This window comes from Deltaproteobacteria bacterium (assembly GCA_019309045.1).
Lineage (GTDB): Bacteria > Desulfobacterota > Syntrophobacteria > BM002 > BM002 > JAFDGZ01.
This window is the reverse complement of sequence record JAFDGZ010000023.1, coordinates 1-16,488: the sequence shown is the minus strand read 5'-3', so window position 1 is coordinate 16,488 and position 16,488 is coordinate 1. Positions and strand designations below refer to the sequence as shown.

Annotated in this window: 12 protein-coding genes; 10 read left to right on the top strand and 2 right to left on the bottom strand. The window is 51.3% G+C overall.

The window, feature by feature from the left end; translation table 11 throughout:
• Window positions 1-134: 134 nt before the first annotated feature.
• The 6 genes from JRI89_07085 to JRI89_07060 all read left to right on the top strand — a co-directional run bounded on the left by JRI89_07085 (window position 135) and on the right by JRI89_07060 (window position 10,012).
• Window positions 135-1,229 (top strand): outer membrane beta-barrel protein, encoded by a 1,095-nt coding sequence (locus JRI89_07085; protein ID MBW2071005.1) that lies wholly within the window; start codon window positions 135-137, stop codon window positions 1,227-1,229.
• A 629-nt stretch (window positions 1,230-1,858) separates the two neighbouring features.
• Complete coding sequence (locus JRI89_07080) at window positions 1,859-2,749, top strand: polysaccharide biosynthesis/export family protein (protein MBW2071004.1); 891 nt, start codon at window positions 1,859-1,861, stop codon at window positions 2,747-2,749.
• Window positions 2,750-3,091: 342 nt separating this feature from the next.
• The gene (locus JRI89_07075) at window positions 3,092-5,875 is read left to right on the top strand and encodes a polysaccharide biosynthesis tyrosine autokinase (protein ID MBW2071003.1); all 2,784 of its coding nucleotides are present in this window, start codon (window positions 3,092-3,094) and stop codon (window positions 5,873-5,875) included.
• 751 nt (window positions 5,876-6,626) lie between these two features.
• Window positions 6,627-8,159 carry a tetratricopeptide repeat protein gene (locus JRI89_07070; protein ID MBW2071002.1) on the top strand — a complete coding sequence of 511 codons (1,533 nt, stop codon included), beginning with the start codon at window positions 6,627-6,629 and terminating at the stop codon, window positions 8,157-8,159.
• 123 nt (window positions 8,160-8,282) lie between these two features.
• Window positions 8,283-8,777: a FecR domain-containing protein gene (locus tag JRI89_07065; protein ID MBW2071001.1), complete on the top strand. Its 495-nt coding sequence runs from the start codon at window positions 8,283-8,285 to the stop codon at window positions 8,775-8,777.
• Window positions 8,778-9,022: 245 nt separating this feature from the next.
• Window positions 9,023-10,012, top strand: a complete 990-nt coding sequence (locus JRI89_07060; protein MBW2071000.1) for a FecR domain-containing protein — start codon at window positions 9,023-9,025, stop codon at window positions 10,010-10,012.
• Between the two features lie 400 nt (window positions 10,013-10,412).
• On the opposite strand, the gene JRI89_07055 is transcribed toward JRI89_07060, so the two are convergent.
• Window positions 10,413-10,700: a type II toxin-antitoxin system RelE/ParE family toxin gene (locus tag JRI89_07055; GenBank protein ID MBW2070999.1), complete on the bottom strand. Its 288-nt coding sequence runs from the start codon at window positions 10,698-10,700 to the stop codon at window positions 10,413-10,415.
• Window positions 10,697-10,966 carry a type II toxin-antitoxin system Phd/YefM family antitoxin gene (locus JRI89_07050; GenBank protein MBW2070998.1) on the bottom strand — a complete coding sequence of 90 codons (270 nt, stop codon included), beginning with the start codon at window positions 10,964-10,966 and terminating at the stop codon, window positions 10,697-10,699. The genes JRI89_07055 and JRI89_07050 overlap by 4 nt, the downstream gene beginning before the upstream one ends.
• A 179-nt stretch (window positions 10,967-11,145) precedes the next feature.
• Here JRI89_07050 and JRI89_07045 point away from each other — a divergent pair, with 179 nt between their 5' ends.
• From JRI89_07045 to JRI89_07030, 4 genes are all read left to right on the top strand, one after another.
• Complete coding sequence (locus JRI89_07045) at window positions 11,146-12,432, top strand: O-antigen ligase family protein (GenBank protein MBW2070997.1); 1,287 nt, start codon at window positions 11,146-11,148, stop codon at window positions 12,430-12,432.
• A 207-nt stretch (window positions 12,433-12,639) separates the two neighbouring features.
• Complete coding sequence (locus tag JRI89_07040) at window positions 12,640-13,617, top strand: NAD-dependent epimerase/dehydratase family protein (GenBank protein ID MBW2070996.1); 978 nt, start codon at window positions 12,640-12,642, stop codon at window positions 13,615-13,617.
• Between the two features lie 386 nt (window positions 13,618-14,003).
• Window positions 14,004-15,029 (top strand): hypothetical protein, encoded by a 1,026-nt coding sequence (locus tag JRI89_07035; GenBank protein ID MBW2070995.1) that lies wholly within the window; start codon window positions 14,004-14,006, stop codon window positions 15,027-15,029.
• A gap of 77 nt (window positions 15,030-15,106) precedes the next feature.
• On the top strand, window positions 15,107-16,488 hold a 1,382-nt coding region (locus tag JRI89_07030), incomplete at its 3' end, for a lipopolysaccharide biosynthesis protein (protein MBW2070994.1).

Here is a 16,488-nt window from a genome sequence, read left to right as displayed (position 1 = left end):
TCGTAGTCTGGTCGGACAAGGGCAATGGGAAGGATGGGAAAAACCAGAGGGTAGCGACAAGCAACTCCGAACGAAAGAAGGTGGGCCATGCTAAATCCTCAGAAGTTGTTGGTCCCACTCTTGCAGACGTGAAGGTGAAGCCTCGGATAATTCTCGAAGAAGAATACAATGACAACTGGTATCGGGCTGAACGAAACAAAACCACCTTTTGGGTAACCAGTGTGTCGCCCGGTATCAATGTGGAAGCCTTCACAGAACGCAGTTTTCTCTCTCTGGACTATGGCTTTGGTTACTATTGGCATAACTCCCAGAGGAGCAGTGTCAATGGTTCGGGACAGAATTACCTCGGCCATAACCTCGGGCTTTCAGCTGCCCATCGGCCCACTTCTAGATTGACACTTGGGCTCACAGAGGAGTTCTTTCTCACCCGGGAGCCTGCCTCCTCCGATCAGTTCAGTGACATTGTGAGCAGGAAGAAATACTGGCGCAACAGAGTGAGTCCGTCAATCAAATACGACCTTGCCGAAAAAGGGGCCATTACACTTGGCTATCGCAACGAGCGGCTGAAGTGGAAGAATCCAGATCCAGGGCAGGGAGATTCCTGGGAAAATCGAGGCATTGTGACCCTGACATACAATCTCAACTCCACCAATCACCTTGACCTGGAACAGCAATACTGGAGGCGGTCCTATGACGCCGGGTTGAGCGACTATGATGCTTACCAGGCCAAGCTCGTCTTCAGACACGAATTCAACACCTATCTCAGCGGTGAGGCGGGAGCAGGCTACCAGCGGCGGACATTCGATGAGAGTGGTCTCAGCAATCAGGACTCCTTCGTATTTCACACCACTCTTACCGGAGCTACTGATCGTTCGAAGCTGGACGTCTCCTTTGAACGTAACTTCGTAGATTTCACCACAGAGGACCAGTACTTTGAAGCATACAGATTTGACCTGTATGCTGAACATATTTTCCTGGAAAAAATCCGAGCATATCTGGGCGGCTATTACCAGAACAGCGACTACATCGGCAGCCCGCGTAAGGACGATACCTATAACGGTTTTGGCGGCCTGGGCTACAGGTTCTTGAGAGATATCTTTGAATTGAGTGTTGAATACAACTATACGGAGCGCGGTTCCAATGAAAGAGGCAGGCGTTACAAGGAAAACAGGGTGTTTTTTCGGTTGACTACCGTGTACGACATTACGGAGTTTTTTACGAGACAATAATGTGGACGGCTCAGGGCAGCGGTCACGAAGCCTGTATTGGCAACGCCTCACGGCAACGCCTTCAGGATTGCGAACTTGGAATTGGGAGGTGCCGGGTTACCGGCTATCGCCAGATGTGTTGGCAATATGTTGGTAGCCGCAGGCTTTAGCCTGGGTTGGTCAGTATGAAGGTGAAGTTATCGGCTATGGGGAAAGGAGCAAGGCTCACGGCTACGGTGTCTAGATTTCTAATTTGGAATTGCGAATTTCGAATTGGAGGGCATGAGGTTGAAAGTACGTTGTTCCCTGTAAAACTGGCAGATCAGCTGCAGGAACGGTTCTCTAACCGTGACCAGCAACCAAGGGAGCGAAAAATAAAAAGGTCTTTTGCACTTTCTGTGGGAGCGGCATCTTGCCGCGAAAAGAATGGGCATTGCAACATGTCTTGAAATGACGATAGCCATAACCCAGGTCGTCAAGGGACAACGGTCACGAAGCCCATATCCGTGGACAGTTTACGGCAACGAAGAAAAGCCGTTAACCGTGGCCGACAGACGAAACGGGCATCGTAACCTTGGCAGTGAGCCGTACTGGCCGCTCAGTGCCTGTGCTTACTGCCTGGCAGCAAGTAGGTTGGAGTGATTTGAGCCATGAAATCGCGAATTATTTCAATAACAGTATCGCTGCTGTTGATTATCACGACTACGGCTGTGTCAGCCCAAGACAAGCCGTACATCATTGGCCCGGGCGATGTGCTTTCCATCAATATTTTTGCAGGAGGCCAGTCTCAGGAGGCAATTGATCTCACTGTATCAGCCAATGGTACCATCAATTTTCCATTCCTCGGTGAAATCAAGGCAGAAGGTCTGTCTGTTGCAGAACTCACGCAGACAGTTAGCAGACCGCTGGCCGAGGATTATTTTGTCAATCCGCAGGTGCTCATCAGTGTCAGAGATTACAAGAGTAAAAGAGTTTATCTTACCGGAGCAGTGAAGATGTCCGGGCTCTTTCCCCTGGACAGCAGTACCACAACATTGCTGGAGCTGATCGCCAAGGCCGGAGGAGTCACTGAAAACCGCAGCAATTATGCCTACATCCTTCGTGGTTCGCTGAAGGATCTCGACAGCAACACCAAGATAAATGAACTTGTACAGAAGAAAAAATCCATCAAGGTCAACCTGCGGGAGCTGCTAGATCTCGGCATTGCCGAAAGAAATGTGGAACTCCAGCCAGGAGATGTGGTCTATATTCCGCCCACATCGTTTTCAGACCTCACCCAGTACAAGATTTATGTTCTGGGCAAGGTGAACCGGCCGGGTGTCTACGACTTTCAGGAGGGTCTCACAGCCCTGGATGCCTGTATTCTGGCCGGCGGCTTTGCTAAATACGCAGCCCCGAACCGCAGCACCATTACGCGCAGGGAGCCTGACGGCACTCAGGAGATAGTGAAGATCAACCTGGACAAGGTGAAGAATGGAAAAGAAAAAGACGTGCTCTTGAAGCCAGGAGACCGCATCTATGTGCCGGAGTCGTGGTTGTGAGGCACCAGTTAGAGGAAGATGGCGCAAGGCACAGGGCGCAAGGCTCACGGTAACGAAGCAAAGGCCGATTGACCCTGGAAACGAGACGGGCATCATAGCCGTAGCCTAAGCCGTAGACGTCATGGCAATATGTTGGTAGCCGCAGGCTTTAGCCTGCGTTGTGGAGCTTTGGGGTCACGGTTTACGGCAACGGTAACGAAGCCCGTATCGGCAAACGGTTGACGGTAACGGGAAAAAGCCAATAACCCTGGCCGGTTACGGTTACCGGTGATCAGTTATCGGTTTTCAGGAGCAATTCATTTGGTGCATAGTGCCTACTGAAACCGTGAGGACGGAAGACCAATGGAAAACACACATGTGAACATACAGGAAGAACCGGGCAGGCGGACCCATTTGCTGGACTACTATTTCGTCCTGCGAAAACGGCTCTGGTTGATCGTTTCCATCCTCTTCGTGACCGTGCTGGTTACTACCCTGTACACCTTTTCCATGAGGTCGGTCTACCAGGCCACTGCAGGGATTATCATCGGCAAAGAAGCCAAAAGGAGCCCATTGACTGGCAAGCTTCTGGAGTACGACAGCTATGTCTCTCAGCAGCTTACCTTCAGGACACACTTTCAGATGGTAACCGCACGTCCAGTCCTCGAGCGCGTCCTGGAACAGGTGGACATCTCAGATGACTCCCTGGAACTCCCTCCAATTGCTAAATTTTTCAGTACGGTGAAAACTAATATCAGCCGTTTGCTCAAAAGCATTTTCCCCGGGTCCAATGAGGAAAAACAGCCGCCCAGCCGCGAGAGCCTCCTTGCTGACAGGATCGCTCGATTGCGAAGCAAAATCAGAGTCAAGGAGGTCGAGGACACCCGGCTGCTCAGAATCCAGGTAGAAGATTACAACCCGCGAACAGCAAGAGATCTCGCCAATGCCCTGGCGGAGAACTACATCATCTATGATTCCAGTACACGACTGGAGAGCTCACGCAAGATGCTCCAATGGCTGAACAACCAGCTCTATGCAATGAGAAAGAAGGTGGAGGAAGCAGAAAAGGCTTTTCTTGATTTCAAAGAGAAGGCCAACCTCTTTTCCATTGAGGGCAAACAGCGGCTCAACACACAGAAAATAGAAGATATGAACGCCAGCTATCTGGAAGCGCGAAGTCAAAGGATGGCTGTGGAGGCCAAGATCAATGAATTGAAGAAGTTCATCAAAAACAGCGCCAATGGCCATATTCAAAATATTCCCACCTTCATAAAAAACAGCATAGTTGAGAGCCTTTACTCGGAACTGCTTGCAACAGAGATCGATTACAAGAAGATGAGCGGCGTTTTCAAACACAAGCATCCTGAGATGATAAAGGTAACCTCGAAGCTCACCGAACTCCGCCGCAAGATCCGCGAACAGATAGAAAAGTCATTGGTCAATGCCGAATCAGAACGCGCCGTTCTGATGGCCAAGGAGAAAGCTCTCAAGGAGGCAATGGCAAGCTATGAAAAGGAAGCTATCGATACCAATCGCAGTGAGCTGCAGTATGCGATTCTCAAAAGAGAGGTGGAGTCTAACCGGGAAATCTACAACATTCTTCTCGCCAAAATCAAAGAGGCGAACATTACCGATGAGATCACCAAGACCAGCCTGCGCCTTGTAGACCCTGCATCCGCTCCTTCGCGGCCAATACGACCAAAGAAGGCAAAGAACATTATACTCAGCATTATCTTCGGTCTCGTGGCCGGCATGGGATTGGCCTTCTTTCTAGAATACATGGATCAGACCGTGCACAACCGGGAAGAGCTCGAATGGTCCCTCGATCTGCCGGTACTGGCGGAAATACCCAGAGCCTTTTGCAAGACAAAGCCTCAGGAATCGCAAGATGCAGTATGTGGACCCACGGTGTTGAATCAGCCTCTTACAGGCCGTTTTTATGAGGCCTTCAGCACCCTTGCCACCAATCTCAGATTTGCAGATTTGAACCGGCGGGGGGTTTACATGATAACCAGCAGCTCTCCCAGTGAGGGAAAGTCCACCACCTGCCTCAATCTTGGCCTGACCCTGTCCCAGCTCGGCAGGAAGACGCTGCTTATAGATGCTGATCTGCGCTTGCCAGCGAACAAGAAGATCATAAGGTTTGCTGACAACGGCTCTCTCGTTGAAATCCTGGTGGATACCTTCAACACACCCATCACTCAGGGACTTCTCGGTGAGCTGGGCGCTGGTGACATTCACAGGCTACTGGAACTCCAGGAAAGAACTGGCGTGCTCACCTATGAAAATGGCACCGACGTGTTCACTGTCTCTTTCGAAAAGGGACAGATTATCCATGTAGACTGGCCCAGCCGCCCGAGCAGAACGCGGCTTGGCAATTTGCTGCTGCGCTGCGGCAAGATTACCAGAGAACAGGCTCAGATAGCCATGGCCAAGCAGCGAAGCACTGACCAGCGGTTGGGGCAGGTGCTGCTCCATCTGGGTTTTATAACGCCAGAGGAACTGGCTGGGCCTCTCAAGCTCCACATCAGTGAGAACGTCAGAGCGCTCAATAAATGCCAGCAAGATGCATGCAAGCAGGCGAGGTTCAGCTTCAAAGAAGAGCCGTCAACATCAACAGCGGCAGCGGATCCTAAAGAGATGGCGCTTAGAGAAGCAATGGGGGGGCTGGACGGCATTTCTTCGTATACCGCGCCCTATCTCCTTGCAGAAATAACAAAGCGGGTCTGTCAACTGCCTGGGAGCGACCTCTGGGTCCTTCCCAGCGGCAGCGTTCCTCCCAATCCACCGGAACTGTTGGCAAGCAGACGGCTGCGAGTTCTGATGGAGCTGCTGCGGCGTCAGTTCGACGTGATTCTAATCGACACACCGCCGGTGGCCACAGTGAGCGATGCAGCAGTGCTCGCGGGTGAGTGCGATGGGGTGGTCCTGGTGGTCAGGGCAGGGGCTACGGATCTGAGGCTCATTAAAAGGGCTCTGGATCAACTGGATGCAGTGGAAGCCAAGGTAGTGGGGGTGGTGCTCAATATGCTGGATTCTAAAAAAGACCCCTATTACTACGGCCGCTACGCTTCAGACTATGACGACTATTACCGCCGGCCTGAGGAGAAGACGGAGGTAGCGGAGGAAAGGCACGGCGAGACGTGAAATGGAAAAAGTAAAAAGTTATTCCTTGCAAGTAACAATTACTGTAGGAGCGGCTCTCTAGCCGCGATCGAATAGATAGACCGTGCACGTCATGATTTGCGAGCTGCGGGTTACCGCTAAACTAGGAAGCTAGGAAGCTAGGAGGCTTCCGGCTTCGCCGGGGTTATCGGTTATCAGTTGATGGTGGAGGTGTTGGCAATATGTTGGTAGCCGCAGGCTTTAGCCTGCGTTGTCCTGTGTTGATATCAATTTTGGCAAGCAATTGCGCCTTGGCGCCATTGTAATGCAGGTTAGCCGCCAGCAATCGGCTAGAGAAAGGGGTGCACTTTCATTTTGCCATCAACCGTTGCCAGTTATTGGGATGGGCGCAAGGCTCATGGTAACTTGTTAGAACCCGACGTTCGACGTTGCCGAAAAACGAAACGGGCCCCGTAACCGTAGCCGTGGCCTGAACTGTGGGAGCGGCATCTTGCCGCGAGAAGAAACAGGTATGATGACACTGCGCCCTGTGCCCTGCACCGTGCGCCGCGGCGCGAAGCGCCGCCAGGAAAAGTGAAACTGTCAATCACAAACCCTGAATTATTTTAATTGGTTGAAGAAACCATTATGGCGGAGCTCTGCCCTGGCTAACCTTATGCGAAGTCAATCGCCAATCCGGCAACAAGATACATCCGCCATGGACTCTTGTCTCTCCTGGGTGTGACAAAATGCAAGATAACCATCAGCGGATGAACGAGGATAGTCGGTAGAGATGAAGGTTAAGGAGGCAGTCATTGGCCTTGCAGTCATTGGACTTTTCTGCTATGCGAGCTTGCGGCTTTTCCAGTTCACCATAGCCGATCTGGAAGCGAGGGCCGGCAAGGCCAGCCTTGTTGCTGGTGACTACCACACAGCGGAGCAGGACTTTGCCCGCAGCATTGACAAAGCGCCGAGCAATGCTGCCTACCACAGGGTTTATGGAGACACTCTCTATGAAGCAGCGATCGATGCTGGGGGTACTGAAACAACTATCGAGCTGCTGCTGCGAGCGCGTGAACTCTACAGGAAGGCCGCGGAACTCAACCCGTACGAAGCTATACACTGGTTTGATCTCGCCAGGACCTCCTGGTGGCTCTCTAAATTTAAGGGGCATAAACAGGAGGGTGACAAAGTAGAGAGCCTTTTCCTCCAGGCCCTGGTTACAGATCCGAAAAATCCTGAATTTCTCTATCACGTGGTGAACTATTATCTGGTGTCTGGCCAGCCCACCAGAAGCCTGCCTTATGTCAAGCGGCTCGCTCAGGTTTCTCCGGGGATTTACAGAGACTTAAGAAAGCTTCCTCTCTGGACGACCACTATGGAAGATCAGTTCCGGCAGGGGTTGCAGGCAGCAGTCAGCAACCCTCTGGTGGCCAGGCAGGCCCTGGCTCAGCTGGCCGCAATGGCCGCCTCTGAAAAGGATTGGTTGAAGGCCGCAGCTTATACTGAAGAGCTGATCAATAAGTCGGGTTTCAATCCGTCGCCGGGCCTATATGTGAATCTCGGCCGCTACTACCTCCAACTTGGTGATAAGAGCAAAGCGCAGCAAGCTTTTCTCCGGGCCCTCGAATTTTCCCCTGACCGCTATGAGGCCTTGCAGCATTTTGCAGGGTATTTCAAGAACTCTGACGATCTCGGCGTTTATGTACAACTTTGTCAGGAGACAGCCAAATTCGAGCCAGCCGTGGCAGAATCTCTGCCGCTTATTCTCGGAAAAGCCTTCTATCGCAACGGACATCTAGAGGCTGCTGCTCACTATTTACAGCAGTCTCTACAGCATAAAGAAACAGCCGAGGCCCACTACTACCTGGCAGAGATCGCCGCAAAGAGAAGAGATTGGAATGCTGTAGAGCTGGAGAGCCAGAAAGCTGCCATACTGAAGCCAGCAAACAGCAGTTATCATCTGTTATATGTGCGCTCGCTTGAGGCTCAGAAGAAGTACGCAGCTGCACTGGAGGCCATCACGAGAGCCATTCGTTATGTATCTCCTACAAGAGATGATCTCTACAATATTCAGGCCCAGCTCTTTCTTAAGCTTGGCAACCGTCGGGCCGCCATTCAGGCCTGGCAGGCAGCCCGGAAAATAGTACCGCAGAATGCGAACTATCCACGACGAATCGCCAGAACCTACACCGAACTGCAAGAGTACAACTCGGCAGTGCGCTACTACCACCTGGCCCTGAATCTCAGACCAGACGACAAGAACCTCCGCCGAGAACTGGAGGAGGCGAAGAAAAGAAGTGAAATCGTTAACGGGCAACGGTAACGAAGCCCGTATCGGCAACGTGTATCGGTAACGAACAAAAAGCCGAACGGCGTAGCCGAGAGACGAAACGGGCCTCGTAGCCGTAGCCCTAACCCATTACCGTATAAAAGAGGAGGTGACCACATGAACCGAAGGAAAATGGATCGAAACCATCATAGACTATGGCTCCCTCCTCTCCTGATTTTTCTTGCCTGGTGTTTCCTGGCTCCGGTTCCCGCCCTGGTTGCTGCCGATGTGGTAGGAGAGGTGACGAGCTTTTCTGGAAGTGTCTATGTCGAAAGGCAAGGAAAGATCTGGCAGGCACAAAAAGGAGAAGCTCTGCAATTGCTTGACCAGCTCAAGACCGGAAAAGATGGCAAGGTCGAGATTCTCTTCATTGACAGAAGCCGGGTGAGAATGGCCCCAGGCTCCACCCTGGAGATCACTGAATATCTCTACCAGCCGGAAAACAAAAAGCGACAGACCCTTCTTTCTCTCTGGTCAGGAAAAGCTCGTTTCATCGTCAACAAGGTATTCGGTTTCAAAACGAAGGGCTTTGTAGTCCAGACCCCGAGCGGCACCGCTGGTGTAAGAGGCACTGACTTCATAGTGGAGGTTGAAGAAGTCAAGGCAAAGTAGTTAGGCGAGGCGGGTTACGAGTTAAGCGGGCAGAGACGCCCGCACCACCTTTCCCGGTAGGGCAGGCCTCTGTGCCTGCTGAGGCCGTTAACGGGCAACGGTAACGAAGCCCGTATCGGCAACGTGTATCGGTAACGAACAAAGACCGCTTGACGTGGCCGACAGACGAAACGGGCATCGTTGCCCTGGCCGTAGCCATAGCTGTAACCCCGAGGCGCTCGCCTCGCTGAAAGGAGATAGAGAGAATGCATATTGACAGGAAGAATTTTACCAGATGTCTACTTTGTTTCATGCTCCTGCTGAGCATGTGTTTGCTGATGCCGCCGCCTTCCCACTCCGCCAACGGTGCTGTAGGTGAGGTGGTCAGCTTCAACGGCATCGTGCGAGTAGAGCGGGAAGGCAAGAGCTGGCAGGTTACTGTGGGAGAGGAGATCCAGCTGCACGATCAGCTGAAAACAGGTACGGACAGCCGGGCAGAGATTCTGTTTGTAGACGAGAGTCGTGTACGGATGGCCCCCAACTCTACCCTGGAGATCACCGAGTATCTCTTCAAACCGGTGGAAAGAAAGAGGAAGAGCAAGCTTTCCCTCTGGGCCGGCAAGGCACGTTTCATTGTGAATGATCTGTTTGGCTTCAAGGAGAAAGGCTACGTTGTGCAGACCCAGAATGCCACTGCAGGCACTCGCGGCACTGACTTCGTTGTGGAGTACTCCCTGGCAGATGTCCCCCGGAGCCAGGCCAGACATCCGGCCCTTGCCGCTCTCAATAACATGCTGCCGGTCAACCTGTCAGTAGAACAGGGTGTTGCAGCGCGTGTGGCAAGCTTGGACCTCAGCAACCTGTTCGCCGCCAATGAAGAACCAGTAAAAAAAGACTACCGAACCAGGGTGCTGGTTCTCTCGGGGCTGGTAGAATTGTGCGGCGTGGTCATAGAAGAAACAATCTGTGATCTCATCGGCGCACGACAAATTGCTTCGGTTACATCGCGATACTTCGAAAGAGCTCGCGGAGCCACCGGCAGTGATTGGGATCTCCTGCGCGACCTTGCTGACCCTGTAGAAATTCGCACATATACAACAGGCGGCCCCGGGCGTATTGGTGTTACGCCGCCGCCTCAACCACCGCTTGGCACGGGTCACGACAGGCAATTCGACCGTACCATCAAGTCCACTGATGTCAGAAGCAGTCCTCTTCCCACAGGCAGTGAGAGCAAGAGCAGCAACACTGTGGAGTAGTCGTGATCATGGCCAAATGTCGGTAGCCGCAGGCTTCAGACTGCGTTGGCCAGTGTCGGTTATCAGGTATTGATTGTCAGGAACAACTCAGATGGTGGCTGGTGCTTACTGCGTAGTGCCTACTGGCTCAACCGTGGGAGTGGCATCTGCCTCAACAAGAAACGGTTCGCAGTAGCAAAAAAAGCCGATGGACGTGGCCGATGGACAAAACGGGCCTCGTAACCCTAGCCGTAACCCAGCTCCTCAACCGGCAACGTTAACGAAGCCCGTATCGGCAGCGTAGAAGGTCTTGTGCGGCGAAGCAGTGTGAGAAAGCGAACAGTGATGCAATAAATCCTTAAGCCTGTGCTTTGCGCCTTCTCTCGGAGCGGCATCTTGCCGTGAGAAGAAACATCCCGGCTTATGTGAGCTGATCTAACAACTCCCTGAACTGTTCATAGATATCTTTTCTGTGGCCGACATAATAGATTTCAATGAACTGTTCATCATCGTTTACCCTATAGATGATGCGATATCTTTTTGACTTGAACGACTTGAAGCCGGCAAGCTCCTCCTGCAGGTCATGGCCGGAGTAAGGAGCTTCACGGAGCTCTCGCAGGGCGGCCTTGATAAGCTTCTTGTTCTCAGGGTGAAGTTTGGATATTAATCTGGCAGCCTCAGCGGTGAATCTGATTCTGAAGCTTTTCATTCTGCCATAACCTGCTCGAAGTCAACCCATATTCCTTTTTTGGCCTCACGGATCGATTTTCGGATGGACTTCATGGCCTTCTCATCAGAGAGGATTTCCAGGGTTTCGAGAAGGTTCTGAAATTTGCTCATGCTGAGAAGAACTACCTCAGGCACCCCGTTCTTGGTAATGGCTATAGTGTCATCAGTCTCGCTGATCTTCCTGACCAGCTCCAAGAATATGCTCTTGGCCTTGGTGACAGGTACAAATTGATCAATAGGCTGCATAGGGCCCTCCTGCTTTTGGTATAGTCATTATAATGGTCGTTATGATTTTGTCAAGGTTTGTTCAGGTAGATAACCGGTAACCACTTCAGGTTGAGGCCCAAGAGTCAAGGGTCGGGGGTCAAGAGCTAGAAGTGAAAAGTAAAATAAACTCGACAAACTCGCGACGCAGAACGCGGAAGTTGCAACCTGCGACCCGCAACGCGGCCCTGGCAGCTGCGATCCAGCAAGCCGCCTTTTTCGGCCTGCTGATCTTCGCTCCTCTTGCCCGCGGGGCTACAGAGCGCTGGGCCTTCTGCATCTCTCTCTGGCTGGTACTCCTGGCGCTCACCGCCATGATGATCAGGAGACTCTGGCAGGGTGAGCCTTTGTTGCCTAGGACGGTCCTGGATCTGCCAATCGGTTTGCTTCTGCTCCTGGCAGGCGTGTCATGGTTCTTTTCTATGTACAGACAAGCCACTTCCTGGGCATTCATGCGCCTGCTTCTCTATATAGCCGCCTTCTACCTGACATATGATCTTGCATCTTCGAAGGCTGCTATCCGCAGGATGCTCGTCTTGCTCCTTGGCATGGGCGTGCTGATTTCCCTGCTGGGTTTTATCAAATATGCTGGTGGATCCATCCCAGCATTCTGGAAGTATAGACTGGATGGCCACCGATTGAACTCAACTTTTGTCAACCCCAATCACGCTGCTGGCTATCTAGAAATGGTGTTTCTGTTTGGTCTGGGCTATCTTTTTTTCCGTTCCAGGGCGGAGAAGATGCTCCTTGGCTCGTGCCTTGCGCTCATCTTCATTGCCCTTCTGTTAAGCATGTCCAGGGGCGGCTGGATTGCAACTTCTGCTTCACTCATGTTTATGGGTGCTGTTTTCTACAGCCGCCTGGGCTGGCAAAGGTGGAAGATCTCGCTGGCTATAACTTCTTTTGTGCTTGTGGTTACCCTTTGTTTCCTTGGATCCAATGACCTGTTCAGACGTATAGGGTCATTCAGCAATCAACAGGAAATTGGTTTCAATGGTAGACTGGGTGCAGCGAAGACAACCACTCAACTGATTGAAGAATACCCACTGTGGGGCACGGGCCTGGGCACCTTCCCGTGGTCATTTACTGCAGTAAGCCCTGCTGGGTCCAACATAAGATGGCGAGAGGCGCATAACGACTATGTGCAGATTGCCAGTGAGATGGGTCTGCCAGTGTTGATACCCCTTGGGTGGGGGCTTTTTCTGATATTCAGAACAGTATTCAAGAGGCTCAAGCATTCAGGAGGAGACCGTTTCCAGACGGCTATTACTCTAGGCGCCCTGGGCGCCATCGTGGCCATGCTAATCCATAGTCTGGTCGATTTCAACATCCAGATCACCTCGAATGGAATACTCTTTTGTGTCTTGGTTGGGTTGGCCCTGAGCGAGAAAAACAGCAGACATCGCTCAATAGGTTTAGAAGGTAGGAGTGCGGTTTTCGAGTATTGAGGATTTTGGCCAGGGTGAAGGTAACGAAGTCCGCATCGGCAATGGTTCCTGGCAACAAAGAAAAACCTCCTGACGTGGCGGTAGACGGAAACGGGCATGGTGACCACAGCCGATAACCGGCAAGCGCGGAGCACTAGTACCCACTGTGCTGCGCATACTATTTCAACAGCGGGAGAGGCACCCCAACCACCTCTTTGAGATAATTCAATGAAAAAAGCTCTAGTGTGTGGAGCCGGTGGCTTCATTGGCAATCATCTGGTCAAGAGGCTCAAAAAGGAAGGTTTCTGGGTCAGAGGGGTTGACCTCAAGTATCCCGAGTTTGCAGATACACTGGCCGACGATTTCGTCATAGGCGATCTTCGTGATCCACAACTATGCATAACAATAGTAGATCAAAGATTTGATGAAGTATATCAACTGGCTGCTGATATGGGTGGGGCTGGCTATGTTTTTACTGGGGAAAATGATGCGGATGTGATGCACAACTCCGCAATGATCAATCTTAACATGTTGGAAGCATGCTACAGGACGAATGCAAGGAAGATTTTCTATTCATCCTCTGCGTGTGTTTACCCTGAGTACAACCAGATGGATCCAAGCAATCCGAATTGTTCGGAAGATAGTGTCTATCCCGCCGAGCCGGACAGCGAATATGGCTGGGAGAAGCTGTTCAGTGAACGTATGTACCTGGCATTTCAGAGAAACTATGGTCTGGAGGTGCGAATAGCACGTTACCATAACATATTTGGACCAGAAGGTTCATGGTGTGATGGCAGAGAAAAAGCTCCCGCAGCAATCTGCAGAAAAGTCGCAGAAGCCCCTGATGGAGGAGAGATAGAGATCTGGGGCGATGGGGAACAAACAAGATCTTTCTTGTATATCGACGAGTGCCTCGAAGGCACGATCAGATTCATGCGTTCGGACTTTGCTGGTCCCGTGAATATCGGCTCAGAAGAGATGGTTTCAATAAATCAGCTTGCTGACTTGATAATGACAATTGCTGGGAAGAAATTGACCAAGAAGCACATCGAGGGTCCGCTAGGGGTGAGAGGGAGAAATTCTGATAATCGCTTGATCTATAAGAAATTAGGTTGGAAGCCATCGCAGCCTCTGGAGGTAGGGCTCAGGAAAACCTATACATGGATTGAAGACCAGGTCAGGAAAAGGAGAACAGCATCAGATTAGCAACTCAGCCGTCAATTGTTGCTGGAACGGTTTTTTTGGGAATGATCCGCAATCCGCACAACTCAAGATGTCACCTTCACAATCAGAATCGCGAAAGAGCACGAAGCCTTGAAATGATTTTGCAGGTCACAGCCAGAGAATTTAAACATTCCAGTGGAAGCAGGTTGCAGTCGGCATGCAAGAATTCGTTGTTTATTGTTTCCTGGTTTACCATTCTCATCTTTTTGGTGCAATTAGGCCAGATTCAAGCAAATGCTGAGGTTCTGGGGAAAAAGCATATTTTTGCTTTCTTGTATCTACCCAAAAACAAGAAGCCTGTCACTCTGCACTCAGCGAATTTAATTCTCAGCAAGCCTGGCGATTGGAAGTACTGGAGAGAAAGAGGGGTGATTACCTGCCAGGGAAAAACGTGGTTCAGTCTGCTTCGCAATCCTGTTTCTGAAGCTGTGAAGATTCTCGCTTCAATTGACTACGGCGGCAATCCTGAACCTGTGGTGTGCATTGACGAATTCGGCTTCGACTTTGGTGGGCAGACAGACCAGAAGACCGCCTTGATCCTCCGCGAGACCAGGAAGAAATCTCCACAATTGCGGCTGGTAGTCTGGCATATGCGGGGACCTATTTCGCCGGTTCTGGCCGAAGCATACCGTGAGGTGGTAGATCTGGTTTTGCCCGAAGCATATGTGGGCAGTATGGAAGGATACTGGCATATCATTAGCCAGGTTCGGGCAGCGCAGTATCAGGGCCTGATGCACAAGACCATTGTTGGTCTTGGTCTGGGCATTGGCGGCAATCCAGGCGACAAGTGGGCTGCCACCAAGAAGGAGCTCGAGCAACAGATTAGGTTTCTCCGCCTCATTGCACCGGAATCTCCCGGCGTGGCCTTTTTTGCTGCAGGAGTTAACCGTGGGGAGCCGGGGTTGTTGGCATACGCAGACGAGTTATGCAACAGATTTGACCAGATTCCAACGGATGGTTCAGGACTCCCCAGAGAGGTGATCGAACTATACAAGACATTTACTGAACCATGGAAGAGGCCGATGATTGTTGCATCCAGTCGATGGGTGGAGCCAGACAGGAGCTGGTCAAATCCCAGCAGACTCGTGGTACCTAAAACCATGCGCGTACTGCTGATGAACCTGGGCGAAAAAGATGCCACCAACATCAAGCTTCAACTTCGCAACCCGAAAGAAAAAGGCGGCGACGTCTTTGCCCGGGGAACGGTTAACGTTCCCGGCAAGAGTGTTGCAGTCGCGGTCTTGCCAGTTACTGCCAGGTGGAAATCTTGGAAGACCTGGCAGGTGGGAGTTGTGTGCGAAGGGTGTAAAGTGTTCGTTTTTCCAGAAACAAAAGAAAATTTGGATCTCTCGGCGGCGTCCACCGAAGGTAAACTTCATTCAACTGTATACTAACCCTTCCATCTATCCAAAAGCGGATGTTGCCACAATACTCGTAAATCAACATATCGAGGACAACGCAAACACCCAACATGTCTAGAGTAAACTCACAGTCGTCTCTTACTGAGCGAGTTCTCCGGGGGATGGGTTGGGTTTCTGCCAGCAAAATTATTGCACAGGCTCTGACCCTCGGCAAGGTTGTCATACTTGCTAGATTGCTCTCCAAAGCAGATTTCGGCCTATATGGTCTAGTCCTGCTTTCTATAGCTACCCTGCAGACTTTCTCCAGAACCGGCTTCGATAAAGCTCTAGTTCAGAGAAGGGGGGACATCAAGCCCTATCTAGATACTGCCTGGACTGTGCAGATTATCAGAGGGATTCTACTAGCACTAATTCTGTTTACGGCAGCCCCAGTAATCGGCTGGTTTTTCAATGAGATCCGGGTAGTGTCCCTCCTTCGGGTAATGTGCATCTCAGTTGTGCTAGGCGGCTGCGAAAACGTCGGCGTTGTGTTTTTTCAGAGAGAGTTCAAATTCCGAAGGAATTTTGTCTATGATGTGGGCTCAGCCCTGGTCAGTCTTGTTGTGGGGGTGGCTTTCGCTCTTCAGCTTCACTCTGCCTGGGCACTTATCTGGGCTGGCATGGCAGGAGCTGTAACCCGAGTAATTCTTTCCTATGTGCTTCTAGAATATCGTCCCTCGTTCCGTTTGCACAAAGAAGAAGCAGTCGAACTGTTTGAATATGGCCGATGGGTTCTTGCCTATACAGTCATCCTGTTTCTTGCAACTCAAGGGGACGACGCCTTTCTGGGTAAGTTGCTGGGAGCAAGTGCTCTGGGTGTTTATCAAGTTGCCTATCGCTTGTCCAATATGCCGGCAACCGAAATCACGCATGTGACAAATGCTGTAATGTTTCCTGCCTATGCGGAGATTCAAGATGAGAAGGAGAGGCTCAGAAGAGCGTTTTTGAGTGTATTTGAAATAATAATGACGCTTTCTTTGCCGCTAACCGTTTTCTTGATAGCGGCAGCCCCTGAAATCATAACCGGTCTTTTAGGTGCTAAATGGGAAGCCGCAATCGTGCCCCTGCAATTGTTGACTTTGGCCGGCTTCCTTCGATCGGTTGCAGCTGTGGGAGGGGCGGTGTTTACTGGAACTGGAAAACCGCAGCTGGACTTCTGGATGAATTTCTGGCGGGTTCTCGTTATGGCTCTAATAATATATCCTTTGACCATGCTATTCGGAGTTGCCGGCACCTCGCTCGCTGTGGTTCTGGGAATGCTGGCGACAGTTCCCCAGTGGAGCAAGGTTCTGGGAATAACAGGGGTTAGCTGCGCTGAACTTCTAAAGGCAAGTTGGCCTGGTGTTATGCTTGCCCTGTTAGTGCCAATTGCCGTGTGGGCTGCGAGGCTACTCCCTGGGGTTAGCGTGCAGATGTTGCTTTTGAAAGAAGTGTTTGCAGCAACTGTGCTATG

Excerpts from the sequence above, each read along its gene's own strand:
- JRI89_07080 (MBW2071004.1), top strand. The coding sequence starts at position 1,859 with ATGAAATCGCGAATTATTTCAATAACAGTATCGCTGCTGTTGATTATC.
- JRI89_07075 (MBW2071003.1), top strand. The coding sequence starts at position 3,092 with ATGGAAAACACACATGTGAACATACAGGAAGAACCGGGCAGGCGGACC.
- JRI89_07070 (MBW2071002.1), top strand. The coding sequence starts at position 6,627 with ATGAAGGTTAAGGAGGCAGTCATTGGCCTTGCAGTCATTGGACTTTTC.
- JRI89_07065 (MBW2071001.1), top strand. The coding sequence starts at position 8,283 with ATGAACCGAAGGAAAATGGATCGAAACCATCATAGACTATGGCTCCCT.
- JRI89_07060 (MBW2071000.1), top strand. The coding sequence starts at position 9,023 with ATGCATATTGACAGGAAGAATTTTACCAGATGTCTACTTTGTTTCATG.
- JRI89_07055 (MBW2070999.1), bottom strand. The coding sequence starts at position 10,700 with ATGAAAAGCTTCAGAATCAGATTCACCGCTGAGGCTGCCAGATTAATA.
- JRI89_07050 (MBW2070998.1), bottom strand. The coding sequence starts at position 10,966 with ATGCAGCCTATTGATCAATTTGTACCTGTCACCAAGGCCAAGAGCATA.
- JRI89_07040 (MBW2070996.1), top strand. The coding sequence starts at position 12,640 with ATGAAAAAAGCTCTAGTGTGTGGAGCCGGTGGCTTCATTGGCAATCAT.